Annotated in this window: 24 protein-coding genes; 14 read left to right on the top strand and 10 right to left on the bottom strand. The window is 56.4% G+C overall.

From position 1 onward, the window contains the following. From ispH to P3B99_004240, 7 genes are all read left to right on the top strand, one after another. Nucleotides 1–876 carry a 4-hydroxy-3-methylbut-2-enyl diphosphate reductase gene (ispH, locus tag P3B99_004210; protein ID WYJ08327.1) on the top strand — a complete coding sequence of 292 codons (876 nt, stop codon included), beginning with the start codon at nucleotides 1–3 and terminating at the stop codon, nucleotides 874–876. A gap of 56 nt (nucleotides 877–932) precedes the next feature. Next, nucleotides 933–1,379 carry a type II secretion system major pseudopilin GspG gene (gene gspG / locus P3B99_004215; GenBank protein WYJ08328.1) on the top strand — a complete coding sequence of 149 codons (447 nt, stop codon included), beginning with the start codon at nucleotides 933–935 and terminating at the stop codon, nucleotides 1,377–1,379. Nucleotides 1,380–1,383: 4 nt separating this feature from the next. Next, complete coding sequence (locus tag P3B99_004220; GenBank protein ID WYJ08329.1) at nucleotides 1,384–1,869, top strand: prepilin-type N-terminal cleavage/methylation domain-containing protein; 486 nt, start codon at nucleotides 1,384–1,386, stop codon at nucleotides 1,867–1,869. Next, a complete protein-coding gene (locus tag P3B99_004225) occupies nucleotides 1,866–2,312 on the top strand; it encodes a hypothetical protein (protein ID WYJ08330.1) in 447 nt (148 codons plus the stop codon). Before P3B99_004220 ends, P3B99_004225 begins: the two co-directional genes overlap by 4 nt. Next, nucleotides 2,294–2,938 (top strand): type II secretion system protein, encoded by a 645-nt coding sequence (locus P3B99_004230; protein WYJ08331.1) that lies wholly within the window; start codon nucleotides 2,294–2,296, stop codon nucleotides 2,936–2,938. Before P3B99_004225 ends, P3B99_004230 begins: the two co-directional genes overlap by 19 nt. Then, on the top strand, nucleotides 2,935–4,017 hold the full coding sequence (locus tag P3B99_004235; GenBank protein ID WYJ08332.1) for a hypothetical protein: 1,083 nt from the start codon (nucleotides 2,935–2,937) through the stop codon (nucleotides 4,015–4,017). The genes P3B99_004230 and P3B99_004235 overlap by 4 nt, the downstream gene beginning before the upstream one ends. Before the next feature lie 168 nt (nucleotides 4,018–4,185). Next, entirely contained in the window at nucleotides 4,186–4,641 is a 456-nt protein-coding gene (locus P3B99_004240) for a hypothetical protein (protein ID WYJ08333.1), read from the top strand. 143 nt (nucleotides 4,642–4,784) lie between these two features. Here P3B99_004240 and P3B99_004245 read toward each other — a convergent pair whose 3' ends face one another. From P3B99_004245 to P3B99_004270, 6 genes are all read right to left on the bottom strand, one after another. After that, the gene (locus P3B99_004245; protein ID WYJ08334.1) at nucleotides 4,785–5,678 is read right to left on the bottom strand and encodes a hypothetical protein; all 894 of its coding nucleotides are present in this window, start codon (nucleotides 5,676–5,678) and stop codon (nucleotides 4,785–4,787) included. 190 nt (nucleotides 5,679–5,868) lie between these two features. Then, nucleotides 5,869–9,228 carry a hypothetical protein gene (locus P3B99_004250; GenBank protein WYJ08335.1) on the bottom strand — a complete coding sequence of 1,120 codons (3,360 nt, stop codon included), beginning with the start codon at nucleotides 9,226–9,228 and terminating at the stop codon, nucleotides 5,869–5,871. Between the two features lie 364 nt (nucleotides 9,229–9,592). Further along, a complete protein-coding gene (locus P3B99_004255; GenBank protein WYJ08336.1) occupies nucleotides 9,593–10,228 on the bottom strand; it encodes a discoidin domain-containing protein in 636 nt (211 codons plus the stop codon). 27 nt (nucleotides 10,229–10,255) lie between these two features. Further along, nucleotides 10,256–11,623, bottom strand: a complete 1,368-nt coding sequence (locus P3B99_004260; protein WYJ08337.1) for a Gfo/Idh/MocA family oxidoreductase — start codon at nucleotides 11,621–11,623, stop codon at nucleotides 10,256–10,258. A gap of 29 nt (nucleotides 11,624–11,652) precedes the next feature. Further along, entirely contained in the window at nucleotides 11,653–12,252 is a 600-nt protein-coding gene (locus P3B99_004265) for a hypothetical protein (GenBank protein WYJ08338.1), read from the bottom strand. 250 nt (nucleotides 12,253–12,502) lie between these two features. Then, a complete protein-coding gene (locus P3B99_004270) occupies nucleotides 12,503–13,543 on the bottom strand; it encodes a sugar phosphate isomerase/epimerase family protein (protein ID WYJ08339.1) in 1,041 nt (346 codons plus the stop codon). A 266-nt stretch (nucleotides 13,544–13,809) separates the two neighbouring features. On the opposite strand from P3B99_004270, the gene P3B99_004275 reads away from it, so the two are divergent. Beyond that, nucleotides 13,810–14,142 carry an STAS domain-containing protein gene (locus P3B99_004275; protein ID WYJ08340.1) on the top strand — a complete coding sequence of 111 codons (333 nt, stop codon included), beginning with the start codon at nucleotides 13,810–13,812 and terminating at the stop codon, nucleotides 14,140–14,142. Nucleotides 14,143–14,530: 388 nt separating this feature from the next. Here P3B99_004275 and P3B99_004280 read toward each other — a convergent pair whose 3' ends face one another. Further along, nucleotides 14,531–15,409 carry a sugar phosphate isomerase/epimerase gene (locus tag P3B99_004280; GenBank protein ID WYJ08441.1) on the bottom strand — a complete coding sequence of 293 codons (879 nt, stop codon included), beginning with the start codon at nucleotides 15,407–15,409 and terminating at the stop codon, nucleotides 14,531–14,533. Between the two features lie 155 nt (nucleotides 15,410–15,564). On the opposite strand from P3B99_004280, the gene P3B99_004285 reads away from it, so the two are divergent. From P3B99_004285 to P3B99_004310, 6 genes are all read left to right on the top strand, one after another. Beyond that, nucleotides 15,565–16,974 (top strand): PAS domain-containing protein, encoded by a 1,410-nt coding sequence (locus P3B99_004285; GenBank protein ID WYJ08341.1) that lies wholly within the window; start codon nucleotides 15,565–15,567, stop codon nucleotides 16,972–16,974. 32 nt (nucleotides 16,975–17,006) lie between these two features. Further along, nucleotides 17,007–17,411 carry a preprotein translocase subunit SecG gene (secG, locus tag P3B99_004290; GenBank protein ID WYJ08342.1) on the top strand — a complete coding sequence of 135 codons (405 nt, stop codon included), beginning with the start codon at nucleotides 17,007–17,009 and terminating at the stop codon, nucleotides 17,409–17,411. 78 nt (nucleotides 17,412–17,489) lie between these two features. After that, complete coding sequence (locus P3B99_004295; protein ID WYJ08343.1) at nucleotides 17,490–18,260, top strand: hypothetical protein; 771 nt, start codon at nucleotides 17,490–17,492, stop codon at nucleotides 18,258–18,260. A gap of 69 nt (nucleotides 18,261–18,329) precedes the next feature. After that, the gene (locus P3B99_004300) at nucleotides 18,330–19,439 is read left to right on the top strand and encodes an aminopeptidase (GenBank protein ID WYJ08344.1); all 1,110 of its coding nucleotides are present in this window, start codon (nucleotides 18,330–18,332) and stop codon (nucleotides 19,437–19,439) included. Nucleotide 19,440: 1 nt separating this feature from the next. Further along, nucleotides 19,441–20,385 (top strand): RluA family pseudouridine synthase, encoded by a 945-nt coding sequence (locus P3B99_004305; protein ID WYJ08345.1) that lies wholly within the window; start codon nucleotides 19,441–19,443, stop codon nucleotides 20,383–20,385. Nucleotides 20,386–20,406: 21 nt separating this feature from the next. Then, a complete protein-coding gene (locus tag P3B99_004310) occupies nucleotides 20,407–21,684 on the top strand; it encodes an O-acetylhomoserine aminocarboxypropyltransferase/cysteine synthase family protein (GenBank protein WYJ08442.1) in 1,278 nt (425 codons plus the stop codon). 257 nt (nucleotides 21,685–21,941) lie between these two features. Here P3B99_004310 and P3B99_004315 read toward each other — a convergent pair whose 3' ends face one another. Genes P3B99_004315 through sufC form a run of 3 tightly spaced genes read right to left on the bottom strand, consistent with a single transcriptional unit; the run spans nucleotide 21,942 to nucleotide 25,267 of the window. Further along, nucleotides 21,942–23,105: a SufD family Fe-S cluster assembly protein gene (locus P3B99_004315; GenBank protein ID WYJ08346.1), complete on the bottom strand. Its 1,164-nt coding sequence runs from the start codon at nucleotides 23,103–23,105 to the stop codon at nucleotides 21,942–21,944. Beyond that, nucleotides 23,102–24,523 carry a Fe-S cluster assembly protein SufB gene (gene sufB, locus P3B99_004320; GenBank protein ID WYJ08347.1) on the bottom strand — a complete coding sequence of 474 codons (1,422 nt, stop codon included), beginning with the start codon at nucleotides 24,521–24,523 and terminating at the stop codon, nucleotides 23,102–23,104. The genes P3B99_004315 and sufB overlap by 4 nt, the downstream gene beginning before the upstream one ends. Further along, the gene (sufC, locus tag P3B99_004325; protein WYJ08348.1) at nucleotides 24,524–25,267 is read right to left on the bottom strand and encodes a Fe-S cluster assembly ATPase SufC; all 744 of its coding nucleotides are present in this window, start codon (nucleotides 25,265–25,267) and stop codon (nucleotides 24,524–24,526) included. Nucleotides 25,268–25,275 lie beyond the last annotated feature (8 nt).

Genomic DNA, 25,275 nt, shown 5'->3' on the forward strand with positions numbered 1-25,275 from the left:
ATGAAAGTAATAAGAGCAAAAAGCGCGGGATTCTGCTTCGGAGTGGAGCGCGCGATTGAAATCGCGACAACATGCACCGACGGCGGCAAATGCAAGGTCTTTACCGACGGTCCGCTTATCCACAACAGGCAGATGATGGAACGCCTCACGCAGTGCGGGGTTCTCGAAATAGGCGACTATAAAAGCGAGTCGTCAATCGACGACCAAATCAAAGGCACTTCGCAAAGCGACAGCGTGCTCGTGTTCCGCGCCCACGGCGTCTCGCCCGACCGCCGCAAATACCTGCAAAGCCTCGGCATGCGCTGCAAGGACGCCACCTGCCCCGACGTGGGGAAAATCGCGGGCATAATCAAAATGCACGCAAACAAAAATTTCACGACCGTCATCGTAGGCGACCCCGACCACCCGGAAGTAATCGGGCTTCTCGGCTACGCGGGCGGACGCGGGTACGTCGTCAAAGACAAAAAGGCGATAGACGCCCTGCCCGACATCAAGGGCGACATCTGCATGGTCTCGCAGTCGACAATGTTCACCGACGACTACAACGAAATTTCCGAATACTTCAAAAAACGCTTCCCCGACACGAAGGTCATCGACACCATCTGCGGCGCGACGAAGGAACGCCAGAAAGACGTGAACGTGCTCGCCGAAAAGGGCGCGGAGGCGATTGTGGTAATAGGCGGCAAACACTCGGCGAACACCGTAAAGCTTGCAATCATGGCGCAGCGCACGGGGCTTCCGTGCTTCCACATCGAAACGCTCAAAGAGCTGGACCTCGACGCAATCAAAAAATTCGGCGTCGTGGGGGTCACCGCGGGCGCGTCCACGCCCGACTTCCTCATCGACGAAGTCTGCAACAGGCTCGAAAATCTTTGACGCCCGCGAAACTTTGACGGATTTTCGGCGTTTCTAAAAGACAAAGGAAATTTCGAATGGAAAATCACGCACATTCTTTCGGACGCCGCGCGGCGAAATCGGCGCGGAGGGCTTTCACGATTATCGAAGTACTGCTGGCAATCGCGCTGATATCGCTGCTTGCGTTCATCGTGGTCGGCAACCTCGACACGCTCATGACGGGCGGGCAGACGAAAATCGCAAAGTCGATGGTCGAGGACTCGTTCGCGACTCCGCTGATGTCGTTCAAACTTTCCGTCGGCAGATACCCGACGACAGAAGAGGGGCTGAACGCCCTCGTCAACGCGCCAGACGCGCTCTCCGAAAGATGGAAAGGCCCGTACGCGCGAAGCCTGCCGCTCGACCCGTGGGGAAACGCCTACCAGTACAGGTGCCCCTCGACGAAAAGCAAGGTCGGCTACGACGTGTGGTCGAACGGTCCCGACGGACAGCCCGACACCGAAGACGACATCGGCAACTGGTAGAAAAATGCGGCGCGCGGCGTTCACCCTGACCGAAGTGCTGCTTGCAATAGCCCTGATTGCCGCAATGGCGGGCTTTGTAGCGGCGGGCACGGGGCTGTTTTCGAAAGACGCGCTTCTTGCGCGCGCGCCCGAACGCGTTTTCATTTCCGCGCTCAAAACCGCAAAAATAGAGGCTGCGACGCGCGGGCGAAAAATGTCGCTCGCGCTCGAATCTGGCGCGATTGTGGTTCGCGACGCCTCCGACAAATCCGAAGCCGCGAAGTTCGCCCTCCCCTCCGACGAAACTTTCCGCGCCGGGCTAATCCCGCAATATCCCGAAACCGTCGGGCGCGAATCGGCGGATTTCCCCGACGTGCCCCTCGACTCAATCGAAGTCGGCGCGGACGGAACGTGCACGCCCGCAAGCGCAGTCTTCCGCTTCGGCGACGAAACGCCCGCGACGGTGAAAATCGACCCGCTCTGCGCGGAGGCAACGGGAATCGAAAAATGAAAAAACGCGCGTTCACTCTTGCGGAATCCGTCCTTGCGCTCGCGCTGTTCGCGGCGGCGGCGGTTGCGGTCTCGCAGGTCTGCGTGAACTGCCTCTCCGCGCTCGACCTCCCCGAAAAATCGTCGCTCGACGACGCCGTAAACGGGCAAATCGTCGCCGAAGCGTTGAAAATCGCCGACTACGACAGCCTCGACGACGGCGCGGAAGTGGAGGCGCTCGACGGGCGGAAATACAAAATCTACGCGAAAGCCGAACCCACCGAAGTGCTCGACCTCTTCGAACTGTCGATAAGCGGCAAGGGCGAACGTCGCGAATTTTCGACGAAAATTTTCGTCAAGCGCGGGCAGTCGTGGTACGAAAACACAAACGAGCGCGACGACCTCATAAAAGACAGAACCGACTTTCTCGAAAAGAAGCGGCGCGAATGGAGGGCGGAAAAATGAGACGCGCGTTCACACTCTTGGAGGTGGTGCTCGCGATGTCCGTGGCGGCGGTCGTGATGTTCGGCTGCGCCGCGACGCTGCTTAATTTGGTGAACACCGCGGAGCGCGTCGAGGGCGGCTGGTCGCTCACAAAACACGCCGACGGCGCGGAGAAATTCCTGCGGGCGGCGTTTATCAACTCCGCGCTGCTTCACGCGTCGAAAATCGGAAACGTGTCGCATCAAAACGCGTCGAACACGCTCGCCGTCGCCGAAATTCCCGAATCGGCGGAGACCGCGCTCGCGTTCGAAATCGACGAGCAGACGCCGATTCTGCTCGCCGCCGAAAGGTTCTCGCCCGAAAAAATCTGCTACCTTTCGCACGACACCGACGGGCTTTCGCTCGTCTGGCGGCATGCAAACGCGGAGAAAAAAAATTCGGAGGCGGTGCTCTACAAAACGCCGCTCTCGCCCTATGTAAAAAAAATCTCCTACCTGATCCCCGACACAAACGGCTGGCGCGAGGAAGACGACCTCTCGAACATCGGCGACATGCCATCGTACGTCAAACTGCTGTTCGAGCGCGCCGGCGAAAAAATCGAACGGATAATCCCTCTGTCGGGCATGCTCGACCCAAACCTGAAATGAAATACAAAAAGGCAAACGCGCTAATTTTCGTATTCGGGCTGATTTTCGCGGCGTCGGTTCTGTCGGTCGGAATCGTGGAACACACCGCGCGGACGCTCAAAATTTCGGCGTCGTCGAACGCGGAATACGGACTGCGCGAAAGCGCGTACTCCGCGCTGTACGCGGCGGTCGCCGTGCTCGAAGAATACGCGAAAATCGACGGCGGGCTGTACTCAGCCGAACAGGGCTGGGGCAGGCCTTTCGAAGACGGACGCCTGAAATTCTCCGACGAAATCGCCGCCGAAATTTCCGACGAAAGCGCAAAACTTCCGCTCTGCGCTCTGGCGTCGGCGGACATTCAGAAAATCTTCGAGGGCATGGACGTGTCGGAAAACACCGCGCGGGAATTCGCCGACTGCATAGTGGACTGGCGCGACAACGACGACTCCAAATCGCCCGACGGCGCGGAATACGACGACTACGACTCCGACGCCCCCAAGCCGCCCAACCGCAATTTCCTCTCTTTCGGCGAACTCAAATACGTCAAAAACGTCGGAGAATTTCTCTTCGACGAAAACGGCAAACCCAACGAGTTTTTCAAAGCCTTCACTGCGGGAGTGTCGCTCGAACTTTTCGAAAAAACAAACCTCAACGGCGCAAGCCCCGAAACGCTCAAAAAGCTGCTCGACATCGAAAACAAAGACTACGACGACTCTCTCTACCGCGCCCTGCGCGGCGAAATCGGCAGCGTCTCCGACGGCATAGTGTGGGTGAAAAACCAAACCGAACTTTCCGAGCGCGGCGCAAGGGAGATCCCCTCCAAGTTCGCCGACTACAAATGCGGACTGCTCAAAATAGAAATCCGCGCGCGGCGCGGCGCGGCGGAATACTACCTCTGCGCCTTTTACGCGTCGCCCGATACCGCAAAATATTTTTCCGAAAACGTTAAGAAAATTTACAACCGCTCCGAAAACGCCGTCGAGGGGCGCAAGGCGGAGGGAAGCTCGACGGCGGGCGCGGTGTACGTCGAAAACAAAAGCGTCGGCGACTCCGAGGGATACACGCTTGTGAAAATCTGCGAGCGCGGCTCAAACAGATAGGCGGCGCAATTCCCTACTTCGGAAGACAAATTCAGCATGCGGAAAAATTATACCGAAGCGGAAAAATAATCACTCTCGCAAAATTTTCCGCCGACACAAGACAGCGCGAACGTTCGTCGCCAAAATTCAAAAGCGCATTCAATCGCAAAAAACATTTTCCCGAACGCGTTGAAATATTTGCCCGAAAAAACGCGCCGCACTAAGCAAGCGCAAGCCGACGTACCAACAAGCGCATTCGGCACCCCCCCCCGCGCAATGCCCTTAAAATTTGCCGCCGCAAAAAAAACGCAAACAAACGCACACGCCGCATGCGCCGATGCAATCCCCATAACACAAAACGCGCCGCCGCATATAGCGGCGTGTTTTAAGCTCCCGCAACACACGCGCAAAACAAGAACCGCCGCGCAGACAGAGGCAAACGCGCAGAGCAAAATGCCACAACTACCGACAAACGCCGACGCGAAAAAGCAAAAGAAAGGCGCACAAGTCCATTGCCTTGTGCGCCTGTTTTTATGGGATTATTATGAGAAGAAAATTGAAACTCCGATTTCTCGGAGTATGCGCATAAACCCGATTAATCGCAGCAAAATCGAATCTTTCGCATTTCTGGCGTTTAAAATCTAAAAAATTCCAACAAAAGTCAAGTGTTATTTTGGAAAAACTTGGTGTTTTTTTGCAATTTTAACAAAATTTTTGTGCCGCACTCGAATTTACGCGAAAAAAAGCGGAAACGCGCCGCGTGCCGCCGATTGAAAGTCCGCATTTTACTAAAACTTGCACCCTGCGTGGAGAAAAAACACGGGAGCGATGTCCGCCGAAAACTCCTCCGCCGAATGTCCGCCGTATCTGAAAACCAGCCTGCGGTAGACGTTCGCGCCGACAGAGCCCGACACATAGAAGTAGCCGCCGAAATTGTATGTGGCTCCGAAAACCATGTTGACGGTGTTGTCGGAAACGGAACGCTTTACCCCGCCAGCCGATTTCGTCAGGCGGATATTCGCGTTTGTGTATTCGCACGAGGCGTTGAACAGAAGCGAGCCGTCGCCGAATGCGTCGAAGATTACGGCAACGCCGTCGAACGCGCGCAGACTCCAACGCTCGTCGATTTGCCACTTTAAATAGCCGCACGGCAGGGGCAGCCACTCGTTGTCCATGCGCGAGACCGCAGCAACGCCCAAGCCGAAGCTTAGGCTCTCCGAAATTGCGTAGCCCGCGCCGCCGCCCAACACAAGCCTGCCGCCGTCCGACAGCCCCGCGCCCGACTCCGACGAAAGCGAGCCGTGCGCCACGCCGAACGCGCTCCACCTTCCGCCGAGTCCGCAAGAATAAAACGCGTTTGCCGAAAGCGTGTTTACGTCGGAAAACGGCGAGACCGCGGAAAAATCGTAGTACGAATGCGAGTAGCCGAAAGACACGTCGAACGCGTGCCTGTTGCGCACTCCCTGAAATTTCAGCGCGGCGGTCGTGGAATACGAGCCGAGGCGGCCGTCGCCGTCGTCGTGGAGGTCGGAGGAGAGAGCCGCCGACTGCGAGACGTCGAGGGTAGCCCCCGCGTGCCAGTCCGACACTATTTGGTCGAAGAAGCTCGACCCCGCCACAACCTGCGCGTCGGCAACGCAAAACGCCGACGCCGCAAACAAAAACGCCGCAAATTTTTTCATGCAAAACATTGAAAAATCGGCGGCACGTTTTGTCAACAAAAGTATGGCGCGGGAAGCCCAGCGCCGAAGCGTTTTGCGGCAGTCGGACGCTTGCTCTCCGAAAACCGCTTTCCGCGGAAATTTCCGCGCCGTGTTTATTTTTCCGTTTCGTTATAAAATTTCCGCACGAAAAAACCGGCGCGGGAGGATTCTATTTCACCTTGACGATTTCGAAGAACGGCGTCGCGCCGTTCGGGAGCTTGGAATTGTCGATTGCGATTTTCATTACGCCCCCCGAAAATTCGAACGGAATCTTCGCGCGGCGTTCGCCGTTGAGCGCGACGGGATAGACCTCGTAGCGCGAGCGCGGGTCGAGGCGCAGCTCGGCGCGAACCGTTCCCTTTTTCATCACCATCGGGACGCGCCCGCCGTACGCAGACGCGGTTTTGTCGTACGAAAGCGCCATGTCGGTGTTGCCCTCGCGGGTGATGAACATGAACATCAGCCGCGAGCTGTCCGAAATCTTCGCGCCGTCGAGCGACACCACGCCGATTGACGACGGAACGTCCGCCGAAACGATTTTAAGCGCGCCCAGCCGCGTTTCCGTCGGGGATTGCATTGCCGCGATTTCCGTGCGCGGCGTTGAGACTTTCATCGAGCACTTTTTCATGTCCACGGTGATTTCGCCCGTGTCGGACTGCAAAATTCCGCGCTTTACGTCCGTGATGTTGTCTGGCGGCAGAATGCCCTTTTCGCGCATGGTTGACACGAATTTTTCGAGGTCGAACGCGCCGCCGCCGTCCTTGACGCTGTGGTACCACGCCTCGGAGACGATTTCGGAGCTGCCGACGGGGCTGAGAGTCATGTCGGCGGGGCGGAACTTCACGCCCTTGACCGCCTTCGGAACGTCGCCGCCGAACGCCGCCCCGAAGCCCGTAAGCAGCATGTACTGCGTCTGCGAGCTGTTGAACGCGCGGACGGAGCGCGTGTTGTTTTGGAGGAAGTCGTCCGAGACTGCGATGTCTATTCGATGCCGCGCGGGCTGCACGTCGCCGCGTATGAACGCCGCCGACGAAACAAGCTCGTTCGCCTGCGCCACGGGCGACGGATACACTTTGAACGCGCCCATCGTCCTGCTCCAACGCTGCGCGTACGGCACGGCGTCGGAGTGTATCGTAAGCCCCGAAAAGTTCTGGAACGCCGAGAGCGGCGCGAACATCGCGGGCATAACATAGCGGAACGTGTTCCAATAGCAGTGGTTATATTCGGTCACAAAAAACGGACGGTTGTTAATTTTCATTGCGGCGATTCCGCGCCAATATCCCGCGCCCGATTGGAGCGGATTGCCCTGATAGCACGAGGCGTTGTTTATGTCGAAGCTCGACGGGTGGGCGAAGTATGTGTTGGCGATTACATAGTCGGTCGTCTTGCTGCGGATATACGTTCCATAGACGTTCGGGCCGAGATTGTTCTGAACTTTAAGCCCCTTGTAGCCCGTTGCGTCTACGGTCTTTTCGGCGAACGCGACAAAGTCCGCCATGAAGTCCCAACAGCAGCGCTCCCAGTCGTCGTTTCCCGCGACAATGCACGGAACTTCGGCGAAGCTCTTGTAGGCGAATTTGCCCTTTTTCGAAAAGATTTTGTCCCACGCGGCGTTGAGCGCGGAGATGTCGCCCTTGTAGCGTTTTTCGAGCCAGCCGCGCCACTTGTCCATGACGAACGCGCGGGTTTCGGGCAGGATTTTGTCGCTTGGGTGGAACTTGCGCGATTCGTCCATGCGGCTATAACAGATGGCAAGCTCGTTGTAGTACTCGGCGCAGACGAACATGGGGTCGTCCTTCCAGCGCATGCCCGTGTAGGGATTGAAGTGGTTGAGGACGTACGTTGCGTTTTTCGCCCACTGCGCGCGGACTTTCGGCTCGCCGAAGACGGCGCGGAGCTTTACGTCGTCGCGGATATGGAAGTCGTAGTCTTTCAGCCCCATTTTGTACCAAGTGAGGGTGAGGTGCACGTAGACGCCGTTCTTTTTAAGCTCGTAGAGAAGCCTGTCGGCGGTGTCGTAGAGGGCTTCGCGCTCGATGTCGGACATGTCGTCGCGCAAAATTTCGAACGAAATCCTCGCGAAGTTGTAGCCGTGGGTTTTGAAAGACTTTGCGTAGCGCTTGATTTCCTCCGTGCGCTTTTCCTGCGGGAATTTCAGGAAGTGCGACAGCGAATACTCCGAAAAGCCCTTGAAGCGGACGTCCTTTTCGGGCGTCTTTTCGAACGCGAGCGTGCCGCGCTCCGACAGAATCACCCTGCCGTAAGTTCCCGCAGGGGCGGAGTCGAAGAAGCGCGACTGGTCGAGAGCCGAGCCTTCGCGAACGTAGATGTCTTCGGGAATGTCAACGGCGACCCATTCCTTTTTGTCGAACGGCTCGATATTGCATTTAGCAACCTGCTTGTCTCCCACAGTAATACCCAAGAGCAGGAAGGCGTCGCCGCGCTCGGTTTCTATTTCGAGAGACTTCAACGCCGCGCCGTCGGGCATATCTATCCGCGAGAGATACACCGCGCCCAGCTTCTTGTCGGGCTTGGCGTAGAACACGGGACGCGCGTTGTTGTTGATTTCGCCCGAATCGTCGAAGAACCAAGTGTCGCGGTAGCGTCTTAGCGTGTACGAAGCCTCCGTGCCGTCGTAGAGTTTCATGTTCACTTTTGCGGTGGGCGGCTCCGATTTGGAGGAGCGCACCGAAGTGTGCAAAATGTAGATGTACTTTCCGGCGATTTTTCTATCCACTGTAATTTTTTTTGCGGCGTTTGCGTTGTTTTTGGAGGCGAAGAGCACACCGCCGAATCCCTTTCCGTCGGGGCGTTTTATCAAATCGAATTTGATTCCGCCGAAATTTCCATTAGCCTTGCCGATTTCGGACAAATTATACGGGAATTTCCATATGGAAAAATCGGAAAGGTTAAAATTCGAGTATTTTGAAATATCAAGCGGCAGGCATTCGCCGCGGTCGATGTCGATTTTTCCGAGCGGCTTCGTGCGGAAAGTTATTTCGTACTCGACGCCCTTTGCGACGGGAATGCGCTGCACCAAATACGAGTTGCACCACGCCCGCAGAAACTTGTTTTGCTTTCCGTCGGCGGCGGTCTCGGAAAGGATTGCCGTCGGGAACGTGCGGCTGCCCCACCAGTTGTTGTAGTCGCCCGAAAAGTCGCCGTTGAGCACGGGCTTTCCGTCTATTGCGATGTCGTCGTAGGCGACGGTGAGCATTTCGGTCTTTCCGCCGTGCGAGCGGCGCAGAGCCGAGATGAAAAGCAGAACCGAGCCGTCGAAATCAGCCTTGAACTTGAAGCCCGCGGTTTCCCAATCCTCCGACTTGTTTTTATAGTAGTAGTCCACTAGCGAAACGCGCCTGCCGGAAACTTTGACATCGCCGACGGAGGCGCGTCCGCCGCGCGTGGCTTTCGCCTCGAAGCCGCATATTTTTTCCGCCTGCACGATTAACCGCGCCTCGGAATCGAACCCAAAGGCCGCGCCCGCAGACAGCAACAGCGCGGCAAACATATATAGACATTTTTTCATAATACACCCATTGGTTTTGAATAGCACTTGTACGGCAAACAATTACCCGTTTTTGCCCCTTTGTGTCAATCAAACATTTGCGCAAAGAGCGCGAAAATTGCCCCCGTGGCGCGGCTCAAAACAAGGCGCACATTGCGCGGATTTCGCGCGGCAAATTTTTCTTCGGGCAACATGCAAGAAGCGGAGTTCCGCGCGGCGGACATTTCCTCCGATACCGCGGAGAAAACATAATTCCCGTCAGGGCAGGCATTTTTTCGGACAACCCAAAGGAAGCGGAGTTCCGCGCGCAATTGCGCTTTAAAATGGGCGCGTGCGCACAAAAAAGGCGGCACTCGCGCGAGTGCCGCCTTTTAAAATCGGTGTATTATCTGCCGAAGACTTCGACTTCGATATAGTGGTTCATATCGTTCGAAGTGTTGCCGTTCGAATAGAGGCGAACGTATCTGCCCTTGACGGGGGGATTTACAACCATGAGCTTGCCGAGGTTTGTTTCGACGTATGCCTTGTTGTCGCCCTTGCCGAGCTTGGCGGAGTTGTCGTTGTCGTTATTGAAAACGGTCTTGACGCCGCTCTTGAACGCGGGGTCGTCGGAAATCTGGACGACTACGTCCTTGTAGGCGCGTTCCTGACTGTGGTAGTGCCAAACCGCGATTGCGAAGATTTCCGCGCTCTTTTCGAGGTCGATTTGAACCCACTGAAGCTTGTCGGCGAGTTCGACATACGAGCCTTCCGCCGCTTCCTTGTCGCCGTCGGTGATGAGTTCGAGTTCGCCGATGAGAGGGAAGTCGTCCGAAGACGTTACCTTCTTACCCTTTGCGATGTTCGAAACGTCGTCCGGAACGTTGGGTTCGGGATTCGGAGCTTTTGCTTCGAGGTTGTCGATTTTAATCGGCACGGGAGTTCCCGTCAGCTGCGAGCGGGGAACGTCGAGTTTAAGGGGCTTTGCGTAGGAGCAAAGCGCGGCGGCGAGCGCCACAAATGCGATGATTGTTTTTTTCATTATATTTTCCTTTTGTATGAAATTTGGTTATGCGACAACGAAGTCGGAATCCGAGAACGTCGCGGGGCCGTTTGCGATGGCTTCGCGCGCCTTGAATACGGCGGCTTCGGCTTCGAACGCGTGTTCGGCGTCGCAGGAAAGTTTGTTTTCGCCGCGAACCGCGCCTACGAAGTTTTCGAGGTGGTACATATGAATCGGCTTTTCCGCGCTGAGTCCGGGTACTTTTTCGGGGAAGCTATAACCGACAAGAGCCTTTGTTTCGCGGGAGTCCGCAACCTTTGCGGAAGCCGCGCTTGCTTCGCCCGCGCCGATTGTACCGTTTTCGATAAGCGGCTTCCAGTCGGGAGCGTTGTTTTCGCGGAAAAGCTTTGTCAGAGCGGGATTTTCCGACATCTTCAATGTGCCGTTGTCGCCCATGAAAGATTCGAAATAGCCGCCGCCCGAGCTTGTCGTGGTGAGAACCTGATAGAACACCTGAGCCTTTTTGCCCTGGAATGTCTTATCGAATTCAAAAATGCACATAACGTTGTCGTCCCAGTCGTGCGCGGGAGTGCCGTCCGCCTTCTTGTAGTAGTCGCGGTTGCCCGACGCCATTACGCGCGAGGGACGCGCTCCGAGCATCCAGCCGAAAATGTCGATTTGGTGCGCGCCCAAGTCGGAAATCGCGCCGCCGCCGAGACCCTTAGACCAGCGCCAGTTGAGGAACTGGTTCATGTCCTTGTAGCCGTACTTGTGGAGGATTTCCTGCGGAATGGCGTACTTCGGATTCTTGGGAGCGACGATGTCCTTGGAGACCGCTCTGTTCCACTGTCCGTTGCAGGCCATGATATTGCCGCAAATGTTGGCTTCGCGGAGGAGCTTTTCACGCGCGTAGATGTAGCGCGGGTTGCTCTTGCGCTGGTGGCCGATTTGCAGAAGCTTGCCGCTCTTGCGAGCCGCGCGAACCATTTTGCGCGCGCCTTCGAGAGTGTCGGACATCATCTTTTCGCAATAGACGTTGACGCCCGCTTCGAGGAAGTCAACCGTCATGGGCGCGTGCCAGAAGTCGGGAGTTGCGATGAACACCGCGTCGAGTTCCTTTGCGTGGTTCTTGATGAGGTCTTTATAGTCGATATAGCCCTTGGGGGTCTGTTTGAGCGTCTTCTTGATAAGCGCGCGCGCGTATTTCTGGTTGTACGCTTCCCAAATGTCGCAGATTGCCACGAAGTTGAGATTGGGCATTTTCAGGAGGCTTTGCAGAAGCACGCGGCCTTCCGCGCCGACGCCGACCATGGCGATGTTGAGCTTTTTGCCCTCTTTCGCCGCAGCCGCGTTAAGCAGACCCGACGAGAGAACGAGACCGCCGCCCGCTACGCCTGCCGTTTTGAGAAAATCTCTACGAGTAAAATCCTTCATGATTGTGTAGTTGTATATTTTAATTGTAATTATTTATTGCAGCCGCACTTGCAACCGCATTTGCATTTCACAAGCTCGAACTTGTTGTAGTCGGCAAGCAGGAGAGCGCCGACGATGAGAACCAAGTGCACGCCGAGATACGCGATACCCGCGGCGGCGTTCGGACCCATGGAGGGTTCGAGAATGATGAAGCCCCAAGTCAGCGAAATGTAGAGCAGACCCATGAGGAACAGCGAGACGCGCGTGCAGATGCCGAGCAACAGCGCAACGCCGAGGGCGATGAGCGCGTAGCCGAGAACGAACGCGTAGGGCTGAACCATGAACGAGGGCATGAGCGGGCTTGCGCTGAACGTATCGACGGTCATCGGACCTTTCGCCGGCAGACCGTGGTAGAACTGGAAGCCGAGGGCCTGAACGGTTTCGGTGACCTTTTCGACGGGCGGGCCGCCTGCGGCGTTCGACGCCATGTCTTGAAGAATGTCAACGTCGTCGGCGCTCAAACCGCCGGCGTCTTTGACGACTTCTTTTGTACCCTGGAACTTTGTAAGCCCCGTACCGATTGCGCGCGCGGCGAGCCAGAAGCGGAGCAGCCAAAATGCCATAGTGTATGTGAGATTGCTGAATTTCATTATTTTGTTTTCTATTTTAGTTAGTGAAATGAAAGTGAAATGAATATAATTTCAAAAGACGTTTATAAGACTACCCGGCCCGTTGTAAAGTTTTTTATGGGCGGGCGGCGCAAAAAACGCCGTTTTTAGCGTATTCGACACGCATGCGCCCGCGTTTGTTCGAAGCCTCCGCGGATTTTCCGCATACGATTGAACCGGGCGCGGACACGCGCCGCCGCGGGCGGAAAACGCCGCGCGGCTTGCGGAAACGCTATTGGTTAGAGGTGTCGAACGCGGAGTCGAAGGCGATGTCGCTCGTGGGGAAGTCGAAGGACTTGACGCGCGCGCACGCTTCCGTAGCGCCGTGGATTCTGTCCATTCTGCCGTCTTCCCATTCGACCGACAGCGGGCCCTTGTAGCCGATGTCGTTGAGGGCGACGATGATTTCCTCGAAGTTGATGTCGCCGTGTCCGATTGAGCGGAAGTCCCAGTAGCGGCGGGGGTCGCAGAAGTCGGTATGTCCGCCGAAGACGCCCGCCTCTCCCGTGCCGTGTCCCCACCAGACGTCTTTCATGTGGGCGTGGTAGATGCGGTCGGAGAATTTGCGGATAAACTTCACATAGTCTACGCCCTGATAGCCGAAGTGCGACGGGTCGTAGTTGAAACCGAAGCGCGGGTGGTTCTTGATTGCTTTGAGGGCGCGTTCGGCACTCGCGATGTCGAACGCGATTTCCGTCGGGTGGACTTCAAGCGCGAAGTTTACGCCCTCCGCGTCGAAAGCGTCCATGATGGGCGTCCAGCGTTTCGCGAAGTCTTCGTAGCCGGCGTTAATCATTTCCTGCGACGCCGGCGGAAAAGAGTACAGATACTGCCAAATGGACGAGCCGGTGAAACCCGTTACCGTCGGCGGAAGCGGGGAGTCCGCAAGAGACTTCGGACGCATCGACATGAATTTTTTGCAGACTTTCGCGGTGCGAACCATCTCGGCCGCCGCGCGCTGGCGCACGCCTTCGGGATTGCCGTCGCCCCAGATAGAGTCGGGCATCATTGCGCGGTGGCGCGAGTCGATATTGTCGCAAACGCACTGCCCCACGAGGTGGTTGGAAAGGGCGAAGCAGTTAAGGCCGTTTGCCTCCAAAATGTCCCAACGGCTTTTGAGGTAGGCTTCGTCGTCGGCTTTCGCCATGTCGAAATGGTTTTGCGTGAGCGCTATTTCCAAGCCCTGATAGCCCATTTTCTTCGCCAGCGGCGCGAGGTCTTCGAGCTTCATGTCGGCCCACTGTCCCGTGAACAGAGTGATGAATCTTGCCATAATTTGTCCTTTATATATTAGTGTTTGCTTTGATGAAAATATCCGCGGCGGGCAAGCTGCGCGTCGCCCGTCTGTTGGTTGAAAAGTTAGGGTGGCGCGCGAAAGTTTCAAGCTATTTTTTCCGCAAAGCCCGAAAAAACCGCCGTCGGAGCGTCGCGCGTGGCGCGGGAGGAAGGGGGCGATAAAAAAGGTTGATTTCGGCGAAAATAAATCCACTATTGTGGGGAAAAGTATTTGACAAGAAACACAAAACACGAATTCACATCATGGAAATCACCCAAGAAAAAGTAAACGACGTTGCCGTAATTTCGCTCAGCGGCAGACTCAATGTCACAACCACGTCAGAGCTGGAACAAGTCTTTACAAAGCTTCTCGAAGAAAATCAGGCAAAAGTTCTCGTCGAATGCTGCGAGCTTGAATATATCAGTAGCGCGGGCTTGCGCGTCCTGCTCACGGCGGCGAAGCAGTTCAAGAAGATTTCGGGCGAAATCGCGCTTGCGGGGCTTAGCCAGAACGTAAAGCAGGTTTTCGAAATCTCCGGCTTCACGAGCATTTTCCCGATTTACTCTACGCGCGACGAAGCAATCAAAGCCCTGTAAAGCAAACGGCACAACATTCAGAATCCGAAACCGACGCGCTTCAAGCCGTCGGTTTTTTGTTCCCGCCCGCCGCGCAAAAACAATGCCGACGCGCTCCGCAAGATAAATCGCGCCCTACCCCGCCCGCGCAAAGCAAGAGCTACCGTCTGCCGCGCCTTTCCCCGCAAGGAACGCCGCAACTCACGCGCCATGCTCTCCGCCAAGCCACACGCGCCCGCAACGTCCATACGCGCCGCCCCGCCCGCCGCGCAACCCGACAAGCATTTCGGCTTCCGCCCCGCCCGCGCCGATTGCCGAGCGCGTTAAATTTCGAAAATCCTCGCAGATTCCTGCCGACAAAAAAAGCGTCCCGCAAAGGACGCTTTTTCGCAAATGCGCAACCGCGAATTTATTTCACGAAGTCCGCCTTGTTGAGGTAGTCGAAGCTCATCTTCACGCTTTCGCAGGGCGTGTAGTTGTAGCGTTCCACTTCCACGAAGAAGTGTTCCGTGCCCGCGATTTTGAGGTTGTTGAAGATTGCGTCGAAACCTACCATACCGCTCTGACCGAGCTCCTTTTCGTCCTTGATGTGGAGGAGTCTGAAACGGTTGGGATATTTCTTAAAGAGGTCTACGGGACCCGTTTCGCCGCGAACCGCCCAGTAAACGTCAAGCTCTATGAAAACGTATTTCGGGTCTGTGTGCTGGAGCATGTAGTCCATCATCGAAATCTTGTTTTCGATTTTTTCGAACTCGTGCTTGTGGTTGTGGTAGCCGAAAGCTATGCCCTTTGCCGCCGCGCGTTTGCCGACTTCGTTAAAGTATTCGCAGTATGTCTGCATGTCTTTAAGCGTTTCGGGGCGTTTGAGGTAGGGCATAACCATGTATTTCATGCCCGCCTTTTGGTGCGCGTCGATAGCCTGATCCCACCAAGCGAGAGCCTTGGAGAAATCCTTTGTGGCAAGCTCCTCTTTCGTGAGCGCGCGGTTCTGGTGCGAGGAAATGACCTTCATGCCGGTCGATTCAACAAGCTTCTTGAATTCGACGGGGTCCATTCCGTAGAATTTGCCGTTGCCGTAGCCCGCCGCTTCGATTGAAGTGTAGCCCATGTCGGCCGCCTTTTGGAGCGTGCCTTTGAGGTCTTTCTTCGCGTCGGCGCGGAGCGAATAGAGCTGAAGCCCGATTTCCTTTTTCGGGGCGGGCGCGGAAGACTGCGCCGTAGCGCATGCCGAATTGAATGTCGCAACCGCCGCGAGCGCGATTGCCAAAACGATAGATTTAATTTTCATCATATATTTGCTGTTAAAAAGGCGAACATGCCCTACATTTTCCGATTTTTCAAGTATTTTGTTGCCGCAAAATCCAAATGCACAACCGTTCAAAAATCTTGACATTCGCGGATTTTTCGGGCAAAAATGCACCGAATTCGATTGAGATTGTACATATGCGCAGATTCGGAAAGACAAAAGCGGCAATCGCCATTCTTGCGGCGTCCCTTTGCTGCGCGCATTTCGGGTTTGCGTACTCGATACCGCTGAAAATCCAGCCGCGCTTCGAATCGGACGAACACGCCGAACACAGGGGCGAAGACTACGAACGCCGACGCTTTTGGGGCAAAATAGTGATAGGCTCGGCGATAATATCGGGCATGCTGTTGTTCAGATTCATCGCAAACAGGGAGCCGCAGCGCAGGTACATCAGAATTTTAAAATCGCTCCCGGGCAGAATCGGCGTCTGCACGCGCGACTTTTCCCTGATGTTCTTCCACACCGAAAACGAGCAGCTCAACCGCAAAAAGCTCAAAAACCTGCGCGAGGTAAAGAACATAGACTTCGACGCGATTTCGGCGGCGATAACAAAAGTCTTCAACACAAAAACCGCCGCGGTACTCGACTACGACTATAAGCACGTCCGCCGCTCCATGACGATTTCGCCGCTCGACGACTCCGTTTTCGGTAGGGAATGCGTAATCTGGTTCTCGCACGACAACACCGAATTGCAGGAAGCCCGCGACCAAGCCGAACGCTACGCAAAACAAAGCGCGGAAAACATGCTGAAACTGCGCCAGAACACGCGCATGTGGCGCATACTTCTCAACGCCCTGCCAATGCACGTTTTCGCGAAAGACCCTTCGGACGATTTCAGGTACGCGTTCTCGAACAAAAAAACCAACGAATTTTTCGGCAGGGACATCACGGGACTTACGGACTTCGAAATATTCGAGAAATCGGAGGCGGAGCGCAGGCGTTTCGAGGACATCGAAAACATGAAAGACCTGACGCGCGGGTTCGAAGCGAACATTCCCCTCAAAGACTTCCGCGGAAAGACGCACCTGATGTGCAACATCAGATACCCGTTCACCGACGAAAGCGGACACACCCTCCTTCTAGGCGCGTCGCTCGACGTAAGCGAAGTGCTCGAAAGCGCGAAAATAAGGGAGCGGACTGAATCGTTCTGGGAAAACGTGGTCGAAAACTTCCCGATTATGGCGTTCGCAAAAGACGCCGACGGCGGCTTCAAGTACATAGCGGCAAACAGGCAGGTTTGCGAATTTTTGGGAATCCCGAAAGCCGAGCTTATCGGCAAGACCGACGCCGAAATTCCCGCATTCGCCCCGATGCTCGAAGAAATCCGCGCGCGCGACGAAGCCGCGGTAGAAGCGGGCGAACACAGCGTGCACACGCTCTTCGTCCCCGACGGGCGCGGCGAAAAACGCCTTCTCCGCGCAATCAGAAAGCCGATAACGCTCTCCGACGGCCGCCGCATTCTCTGCTTCACGATAGCCGACATCAGCGACCTCGCCGACGAATCGCTAAAAAAAAGGTTGATATGCACCGAAAAAACGCCATTGTGAAATTTTTAAATTCAGAATTTGAGGAAATATAAATGGCTTCCATATTGATAGGATTGTTCACTTTCGTACTGGTACTGGTTTGCGTATTGCTGGTCTTGGTAATACTCATGCAACGCCCCAACGCAAACGCGGGCATGGGAGCGGCTCTCGGCGGCGGAATGGCGGAAGGCGCGTTCGGCGGCGAAGCCGGCAACGTACTCACAAAGGCGACAGTCAAGCTCACGGTGCTCTACTTCGTGATTTCGGCGGGTCTGTACCTCGGATACATCTACACGACGGGCGGAAGCTCGGCGGAAAAGGCGGAAACCCCGTCGATTTCGTCGCTTGTGGAACAGAAGAAAGCGGAAGCCGAAAAAGCTCCCGCGCCCAAGGCGGACGCGGCAAAGGAAGCCGCGTCAAAAGCCCCCGCAACACCCGCCGCTCCCGCAAAAAAATAGGGAATGCAAAAACGTTTTCCAAAATTTCGGGGCGCGGTTGCTTGCATCGCGCTCTTTTTTGTCCCGATATTCGCGGGCTTGCCCGACGCGTCGGCGCAGGTAAGGCGCGGCTTCGAGAAAGTCGTGCCGCTTACGCAAAGCGAGGCGGCGGAAATGTGGAACGCCTTTAAACGCGCGAAAATCGCGGGCAGCTACGCAATGCGCTTCACGCTCACGCACTCGCCGCGCAGGGGCGAAAACACAGAATACGACGGCGAAATATTCGGAACGGAACGCAACGGAAAAACGCTCACGCGCATAAGGCTCAAAAAGGCGCAAGACGCCGACTTTGCCGACTTCATTTTGTCGAACTCGCCGGAAAGCCAAAAAGTGTGGCGCAAAAACGCCGGCGGAAAATTCGCCGAAATTCCCGAATCGGAATGGCTCAAACCGCTGCTCGACGGCGCGGTATTCTCGCCCTTCGACCTCCTCATGCCCTACGTCAACTGGACGCCGAAATACGCGGGCGCGGGAAGAATCGGGCAGGCGGTGCACTTCTTCGAGCTTGAAACGCCGAAAGGCTTTGCCGACACAATAGACAAAGTCGATGTCGCAATCACGCGCGAATTCAATTCGCCAGCGCAGACGAGGGTGTTCGCAAAAGGCGGGGCGAAAACGGTCTCGCTCGGCTCGGTAAAAAAGGCGGACGGGCTGTGGATTGTGCTCGAGCTATCCGCCCGCGACGAAGCTTCGCGCGACAAGGACAAACTAAGGTTCCGCGCCGCAAAATTCCGCGCCGACCTCCCCTCCTCCGTATTCGACCCCGAAAGCGCGGCAGTTCCGCAAATCGGCGGCATGCAAAAATTGTAGGCGTTTAGTGTTGTAAGTTTCGGGCGCGGGGCTTAGCGTTTCGGCTAAATTTACGTACAATATTCTACCATGGATACGCGTTATATAAAACTCGCAAAAAATTTGTGCGGACACTCCGCAAAAATCAAACAGGGCGAACACGTTCTGCTCGACCTCTGGGAAACGCCCGTCGAAATGGCGGAAGCCCTCATAGACGAAATTTCGTCGCGCGGGGCTTTCGCTCACGTCGAACTCGGCAACCCGCGCATAGCCCGCAGGCTCGCGATGTCGTCGGGCGGCGACAGGCTCGCGGTCGCGGCGGAATGCGCCCTCTACAAAATGAAAAAGATGGACGCGTACATCGCAATACGCGGCTCGCACAACATCTTCGAAAACTCCGACGTTCCGCAAAACAGAATGGCGGAAATCTCCGCCGCAATGAAGGAGTCGGTGGACTGGCGCGTCAACAAGACAAAGTGGGTTGTGCTGCGCTGGCCGAACCCCGCAATGGCTCAGCTTGCGCAGATGAGCACCGAAGCTTTCGAAGACTTCTACTTCGACGTCTGCACAATGGACTACGACAAAATGGACGAGGGCATGGCAGCGATGAAAAAGCTCATGGAATCGACCGACCAAGTCCACATCACGGGTCCGAATACCGACCTTCGCTTCTCGATTAAGGGCATGAAGGCAATCCCCTGCGGCGGGCAGTACAACATTCCCGACGGCGAAATCTTCACCGCCCCCGTGCGCGACAGCGTCGAGGGCGTGGTGGAATACAACGCGCCGACAATCTACAACGGCGTTTCGTTCGACCGCATTACGCTCGAATTCGAGAAGGGGAAAATCGTCCGAGCAGGCTCGCCGTCGAACGAGCTTATGCTTAGGAAAATCCTTTCGAGCGACGAGGGCGCGGCGTACATCGGCGAATTCGCAATGGGCTTCAACCCCTACGTCAACCGCCCCATGCGCGACATTCTCTTCGACGAGAAAATCGCGGGGTCGTTCCACTTCACCCCCGGTCAGGCGTACACGGAGGCGGACAACGGCAACAAGTCGAGAATCCACTGGGACATGGTCTGCATTCAGACGCCCGAATACGGCGGCGGCGAAATACGCTTCGACGGAAAGCTCGTGCGCAAGGACGGCGTATTCATCGGAGAGGGAATAGAAAAGCTCAATCCCGAATACCTCAAATAGCATGGGCGAAATCAGAAACTACACCCACCCCGAAGGCGCGCCGCCGACCCGCGCCGACAAGGCGGTAGCCGCGTTCCTCGCCGAGGAGGTTTCGCGCTCGCGGCTCGAAGACAGCTTCAAAAACGGCAAAGTCAAAATAAACGGCGAGCCGATTGCAAAAAAGCTCGAACTCCGCGCGGGCGACACCGTGGAGATAGAGCTTCCGCCGCCGCTCGAAACGGAGGTCAAGCCCGTAGACATTCCCGTGGAAATACTCTACGAAGACGACGACGTTGTGGTTGTGAACAAACCCGCGGGCATGACAGTCCACCCCGGTAGCGGCACGGGCGACGACACGCTCGTGCACGCAATGATGTTCCACTGCAAGGGCAAACTCAGCATGGCGGGCGGCGCAATGCGCCCCGGCATTGTCCACAGGCTCGACAAGGAAACGTCGGGCGCGATGATTATGGCGAAGAACGACAACGCCTATTACAGGCTCGTCGAAATGTTCTCGGAGCGCGAGCTTGACAAAGAGTACATCGCAATCGTAAGCGGCGTGCCCACAGTTCGTAGCGGCACAATCCGCAAGCCGATAGGCCGCCACCCGTCGTTCAAAACAAAAATGTGCATTAACGAAAACGGCAGAGACGCCCACACGGAATGGACACTTGTCGAAAAATTCGGCAACAAGGCGGCTCTGCTTTCGTGCAAAATCTACACGGGCAGAACGCACCAAATACGCGTGCACCTAACCGACCTCGGCTTCCCAATCATGGGCGACTACACATACTGCTTCCAGAAAAACAAATTCCGCGAAATCGAAGCCCCGCAGCGCGTAATGCTGCACGCACGCAGGCTCGCCCTGCCCCACCCCACAAGGGAGGGCGAAACAATCGACGTAGAGGCGACCCCGCCCGACGATTTCCTCAACCTGCTCGAAACGCTACGCAAAACCTACATTTAACAATATCAAATGCTATCCGATATGGACAAAAACTACCACATAGAAACAATATCCGTACAGGGCGGCTGGGAGCCGAAAAACGGCGAGCCGCGCGTCGCGCCCATTATCCAGAGCACGACGTACAAATACGAAACCGCGCAGGAGCTCGCCGACCTCTTCGACCTCAAAGCGGCGGGGCACTTCTACACGCGCCTGAGCAACCCGACAGTCGAGGTGCTCGAAAAGAAAATGGCAGCCCTCTGCGGCGGCATCGGCGCAATCGCGACTTCGAGCGGACAGGGCGCGACTTCGCTCGTAGCCCTCAACCTCTGCTCCGCGGGCGACCATGTGGTAAGCGCGAGCACGATTTACGGCGGAAGCACAAACCTGTTCGGACACTCGCTCGCCAAGCTCGGAATCGAAACTACATTCGTCAATCAGGACGCACCCGAAAATGAAATCGCCGCGGCAATCCGCCCCAACACAAAATTCATTTTCGCGGAAACCCTCTCGAACCCCAGCGTCAAAGTGCTCGACTTCGACAAATTCTCGCGAATCGCCCGCGCTGCGGGAATCCCGCTCGTGATAGACAACACCTTCCCGACGCCCGCCCTCTGCCGACCCTTCGAATTCGGCGCGGACATCGTAACCCACAGCACGTCTAAATTCGCCGACGGCCATGCCGCCGCGCTCGGCGGAATCGTGGTAGACAAGGGCGACTTCGACTACGCAAGCTCCGACAAATTCGCGGGGCTTACCACGCCAGACGAAAGCTACCACGGCATGGTCTACACAAAGACTTTCGGCAAATTCGCGTTCCTCGCAAAGGCGCGCACGCACGTCATGCGCGACTTCGGCATGATGATGTCGCCCATGAACGCGTGGATTACAAACATGAATCTCGAAACACTCGCCCTGCGCATGGAACGCCACAGCTACAACGCGCAAAAGGTCGCAGAGTTCCTCGAATCGCACCCGAAAATCGAGTGGGTCAACTACCCCGGTTTGGCAAGCTCGCCCGAACACGAACGCGCAAATAAATACCTCAAAGCGTGCAGCGGCGTAATGACTTTCGGCCCGAAAGGCGGAAGGGCGGCGGCCGAAAAGCTCATGAACAACCTCAAACTCGCGGCAATAGTCTGCCACGTCGCCGACGCGCGTACGGGCGTACTCCACCCCGCAAGCACGACGCACCGCCAGCTCTCCGAGCGCGAACAGCGCGAGACGGGAATCCTGCCCGAACTTATCCGCATGTCGGTCGGCATCGAGCATGTAGACGACATCATCGCCGACCTCGACCAAGCCCTTGCGCAAATCTAAGCGGCGGAGAAACCCCCATTCAAAAAGGCGTCCGATTCGGACGCCTTTTTTTGCGCCCGCCACGCGAGTCGCGCGAACTCCGAACGCACCGCTTACAAAACGCAAACTGCCGCCTCGCAAGCCCTCCTCCTGCCGTCGGGCAAGCCACCCGTGTGCCCCGTATTTCACCAACAACTCCGCAGAAGAACTCCCGCCCGCTTAAAAAAGAATCCGCAGGCAAAACCCGCGAATTAAAAATTAACGTTTTCTATCAAGAACTAACAGTTTCCGTCAAATTCCATTCCGAACTTTTCGAAAGTCGTGCGGGCGAAGCCGCCTATGATAAGGTCGAGAGCCTCCGAATCGGAAAGTCCGCGCTGGTTCATGTAGAAAAGCTCGTCGGAGTCTGGCTTGGAGACCGTGCAACCGTGCGAGCACTCGACGTCGTTTGCCAAGATTTCGAGCATGGGCGACGCCTCCGTCTTCGCGTTGTCCGAAAGCGAAAGCGAGCGGCAGCTCTGGTACGCGCTCGTCTTCTGCGCGTCCTCCTCCACGCGGATAAGCCCCGCGAACGCCGCGCGCGATTTGTCGGCGACGGCGCATTTCACCGCAAGATTGCTGTGCGAGCCGCCCACCCTGTGCATTTGCGACGTGCGCATGTCGTGGGTGATTGCGCCCGAAGTCCGCAGGAACGCGCGGGTGTCAATCTCCGCGCCGCCGCCCGTTATTTCGAAATTCCTTTCCGCGCGGCTCGGCGAAAGCCCGACCTCCGCGTAGGCGTCTACGACGCTCGCGCCCGCGGGCACGCGGAAGTCGTCGCGCAAATATGTGTGCGCCTCCGAGCCAGAATATTTGAAAGTCGCAAGCTCCAGCGCCGAATTTTCGGAAAGCAAAAAGCCCGACATCGAGATTCCGAACGAGCCTCCCGCCGTCGCGAACCTGCGCACAAGCCGCAGTTTTGAGTTTCTGCCGAGCATGAACAGCGCCGAACCGACCGAAAGCCCAAGCCTCGAAATCACCGAAAGTTCAAGCTCCGCCGACGCGCCGTCGTCCACCACAAAAACCGAGCCGTTTTGCGCGCGCGACGCCGCAATCGTGTCGAACTTTCCCTTTGCCGCGCCGAAAAATTCGGACACCGCCTCCGGATATTTTTCCGCCGCCGCCGACATCGATAAAACCGAGACGCCCGCGGGAACGTCGGCGGACAGCAGCTGTCCGTCGAAAACCGCAAGCCCGTTTTTCTGCGCGTTTGCGGAAATCTCGGCGATTTTCGAATCCTCGCGCGATTCGGGCACGCCGCGCGAAAAGTGCGGGAACAGCGCGTCCGCGCTCCACGCCGAAAGGTCGGCAAACCGCCAGTATTCGTCCTTGCGGTGCGGGAACGGAATTTCGGCAAACCGCGCCTTTGCGGCGTCGGAAATTTTTTCGAGAATGCCGCTCATCCTACCGCCCCCTCCATTTGAAGTTCGATAAGCCTTTTCAGTTCCACCGAGTACTCCATTGGAAATTCCTGAACAAGGTCGTTGACGAAGCCGTTGACCGAAAGGCTGACCGCCTCGTTTTCGGAAAGTCCGCGCTGGCGCATGTAGAAAATCTGCTCCTCGCTGAGTTTCGAGACGCTCGCCTCGTGCTGTACGCTGTTGTTGTGCCCCGAACAGATTATCGCGGGATAGGTGTCTGTGCGCGAATTCGTGTTTATCAGCAGGGCGTCGCATTCGGTGTTGTTTTTGCAGTCGCGGGAGGTATCGGGCATGTAGACCAGCCCGCGGTACGACGCCCGCCCGTTGCCTATGCTGACCGACTTCGACAGCACGTTCGAGCTTGTCTTGTCCGCCAAGTGTATCATTTTCGCGCCGGTGTCCTGATGTTGTCCGTTGTTTGCAAGGGCAATCGAAATCACTTCCCCCTTTGCCTCCCTGCCTTTGAGGACGACCGCGGGGTATTTCATTGTAATGCCGCTGCCGATGTTGCAGTCAACCCATCTGATTTGCGCGCCCTCCTCCGCCATGCCGCGCTTTGTCACCAAGTTGAACACGTTGTCCGACCAGTTCTGAACGGTTACGTACTGGATTTTCGCCCCTTTGAGCGCGACGAGTTCGACCACCGCCGAGTGGAGCGTTCCCGTCGTGAATCGCGGCGCGGTGCAGCCCTCCATGTACATCAGCTCCGAGCCTTCGTCGGCGATTATGAGCGTGCGCTCGAACTGCCCGAAGCTTTCGGCGTTGATTCTGAAATACGCCTGCAATGGCTGTTTCACATGGACGCCTTTCGGTACGTAGATGAAGCTGCCGCCCGAAAATACCGCGCTGTTTAGCGCACTGAATTTGTTGTCGCCCGTCGGAATGATTTTGCCGAAATACTTGCGGAAGATTTCGGGGTATTTTTTAAGCCCCTCGGTGGAGTCCACGAAAATCACGCCGTCCTTTTCGAGGTGCTCTTTCATGTTGGAGTAAGCCGACTCAGAGTCGAACTGCGCCTCCACGCCCGCCAGAAACGAACGCTCCTGCTCTGGCACGCCGAGCTTTTCGAAAGTGCGCTTCACGTCGTCGGGAACTTCGTCCCACGATTTCTTCTTTTTTTCGGCTTTCGCCAGATAGTATCTGATTTTCGAAAAATCAAGCCCGTCGAGTTTTTTCGACGCCCAGTGCGTGGGCATTTCCATAGACTCGAACGTTTTGAGCGCGTTCAGGCGGAAGTCGCGAATCCAGTCGTCCTCGCCCTTGACTTTCGAAATGTATTCCACGACTTCCCTCGTAAGCCCGACGCCCGCGTTGTACGCGTAGTCTTCGGCGAAGCTGAAATCGCCGATGCTTCTGTCGAGGTTCAGGCCTTCCGGCGTTTTGTCCGAAGCGTTTGCCATTTAAATGTCCTTCAACCAGTCGTATCCCTTTTGCTCCAATTCGAGCGCAAGTTCCGCGCCGCCGCTTTTGACGATTCTGCCGCCGCTCATGACGTGCACCCTGTCGGGCTTGATATATTCAAGCAGTCTGTGATAGTGGGTGATAAGCAGCATTCCGATGTTCGCCCCGCGCGCGGTGTTGACGCCCTCGGAGACGATTCGCAGGGCGTCGATGTCAAGCCCGCTGTCGGTTTCGTCGAGAATCGCGAAGCTCGGTTCGAGCATGAGCATTTGGAGAATGTCGCAGCGTTTTTTCTCGCCGCCGCTGAAACCGTCGTTGACGCTTCTTGAAGTGAACGGGCGCGGCATTTTAAGCTCGTCCATTTTTGCGTAGAGCTTTTTGTAGAATTCCACGGGGTTGACCGTTTCGCCCTCCGGCAGACGCGCGTTCAGGCACGCGCGAATGAAGTTCGCAATGCTCACCCCGGGAATCGAAACGGGATACTGGAACGCGAGGAAAAACCCCTTGCGGGCTATTTCGTCGGGCGGAAGCCCCACGATGTTTTCGCCGTTGAGCAGCACTTCGCCGGAGCAGATTTTGTAGTCGGGGTGTCCGGCAATCGCCTTGGAAAGGCTTGTCTTGCCCGTTCCGTTGGGCCCCATTATCGCGTGGACTTCACCCGCGGGAACGGTCAGATTCATTCCGTCCACGACGTTTCTGTCGCCCACGCGCACAACCAAATTTTTGATTTCCAAACCGGTCATTTTACATC

The sequence above is a fragment of the Opitutia bacterium KCR 482 genome, assembly GCA_029269845.2.
Taxonomy (GTDB): domain Bacteria; phylum Verrucomicrobiota; class Verrucomicrobiia; order Opitutales; family Intestinicryptomonadaceae; genus Merdousia.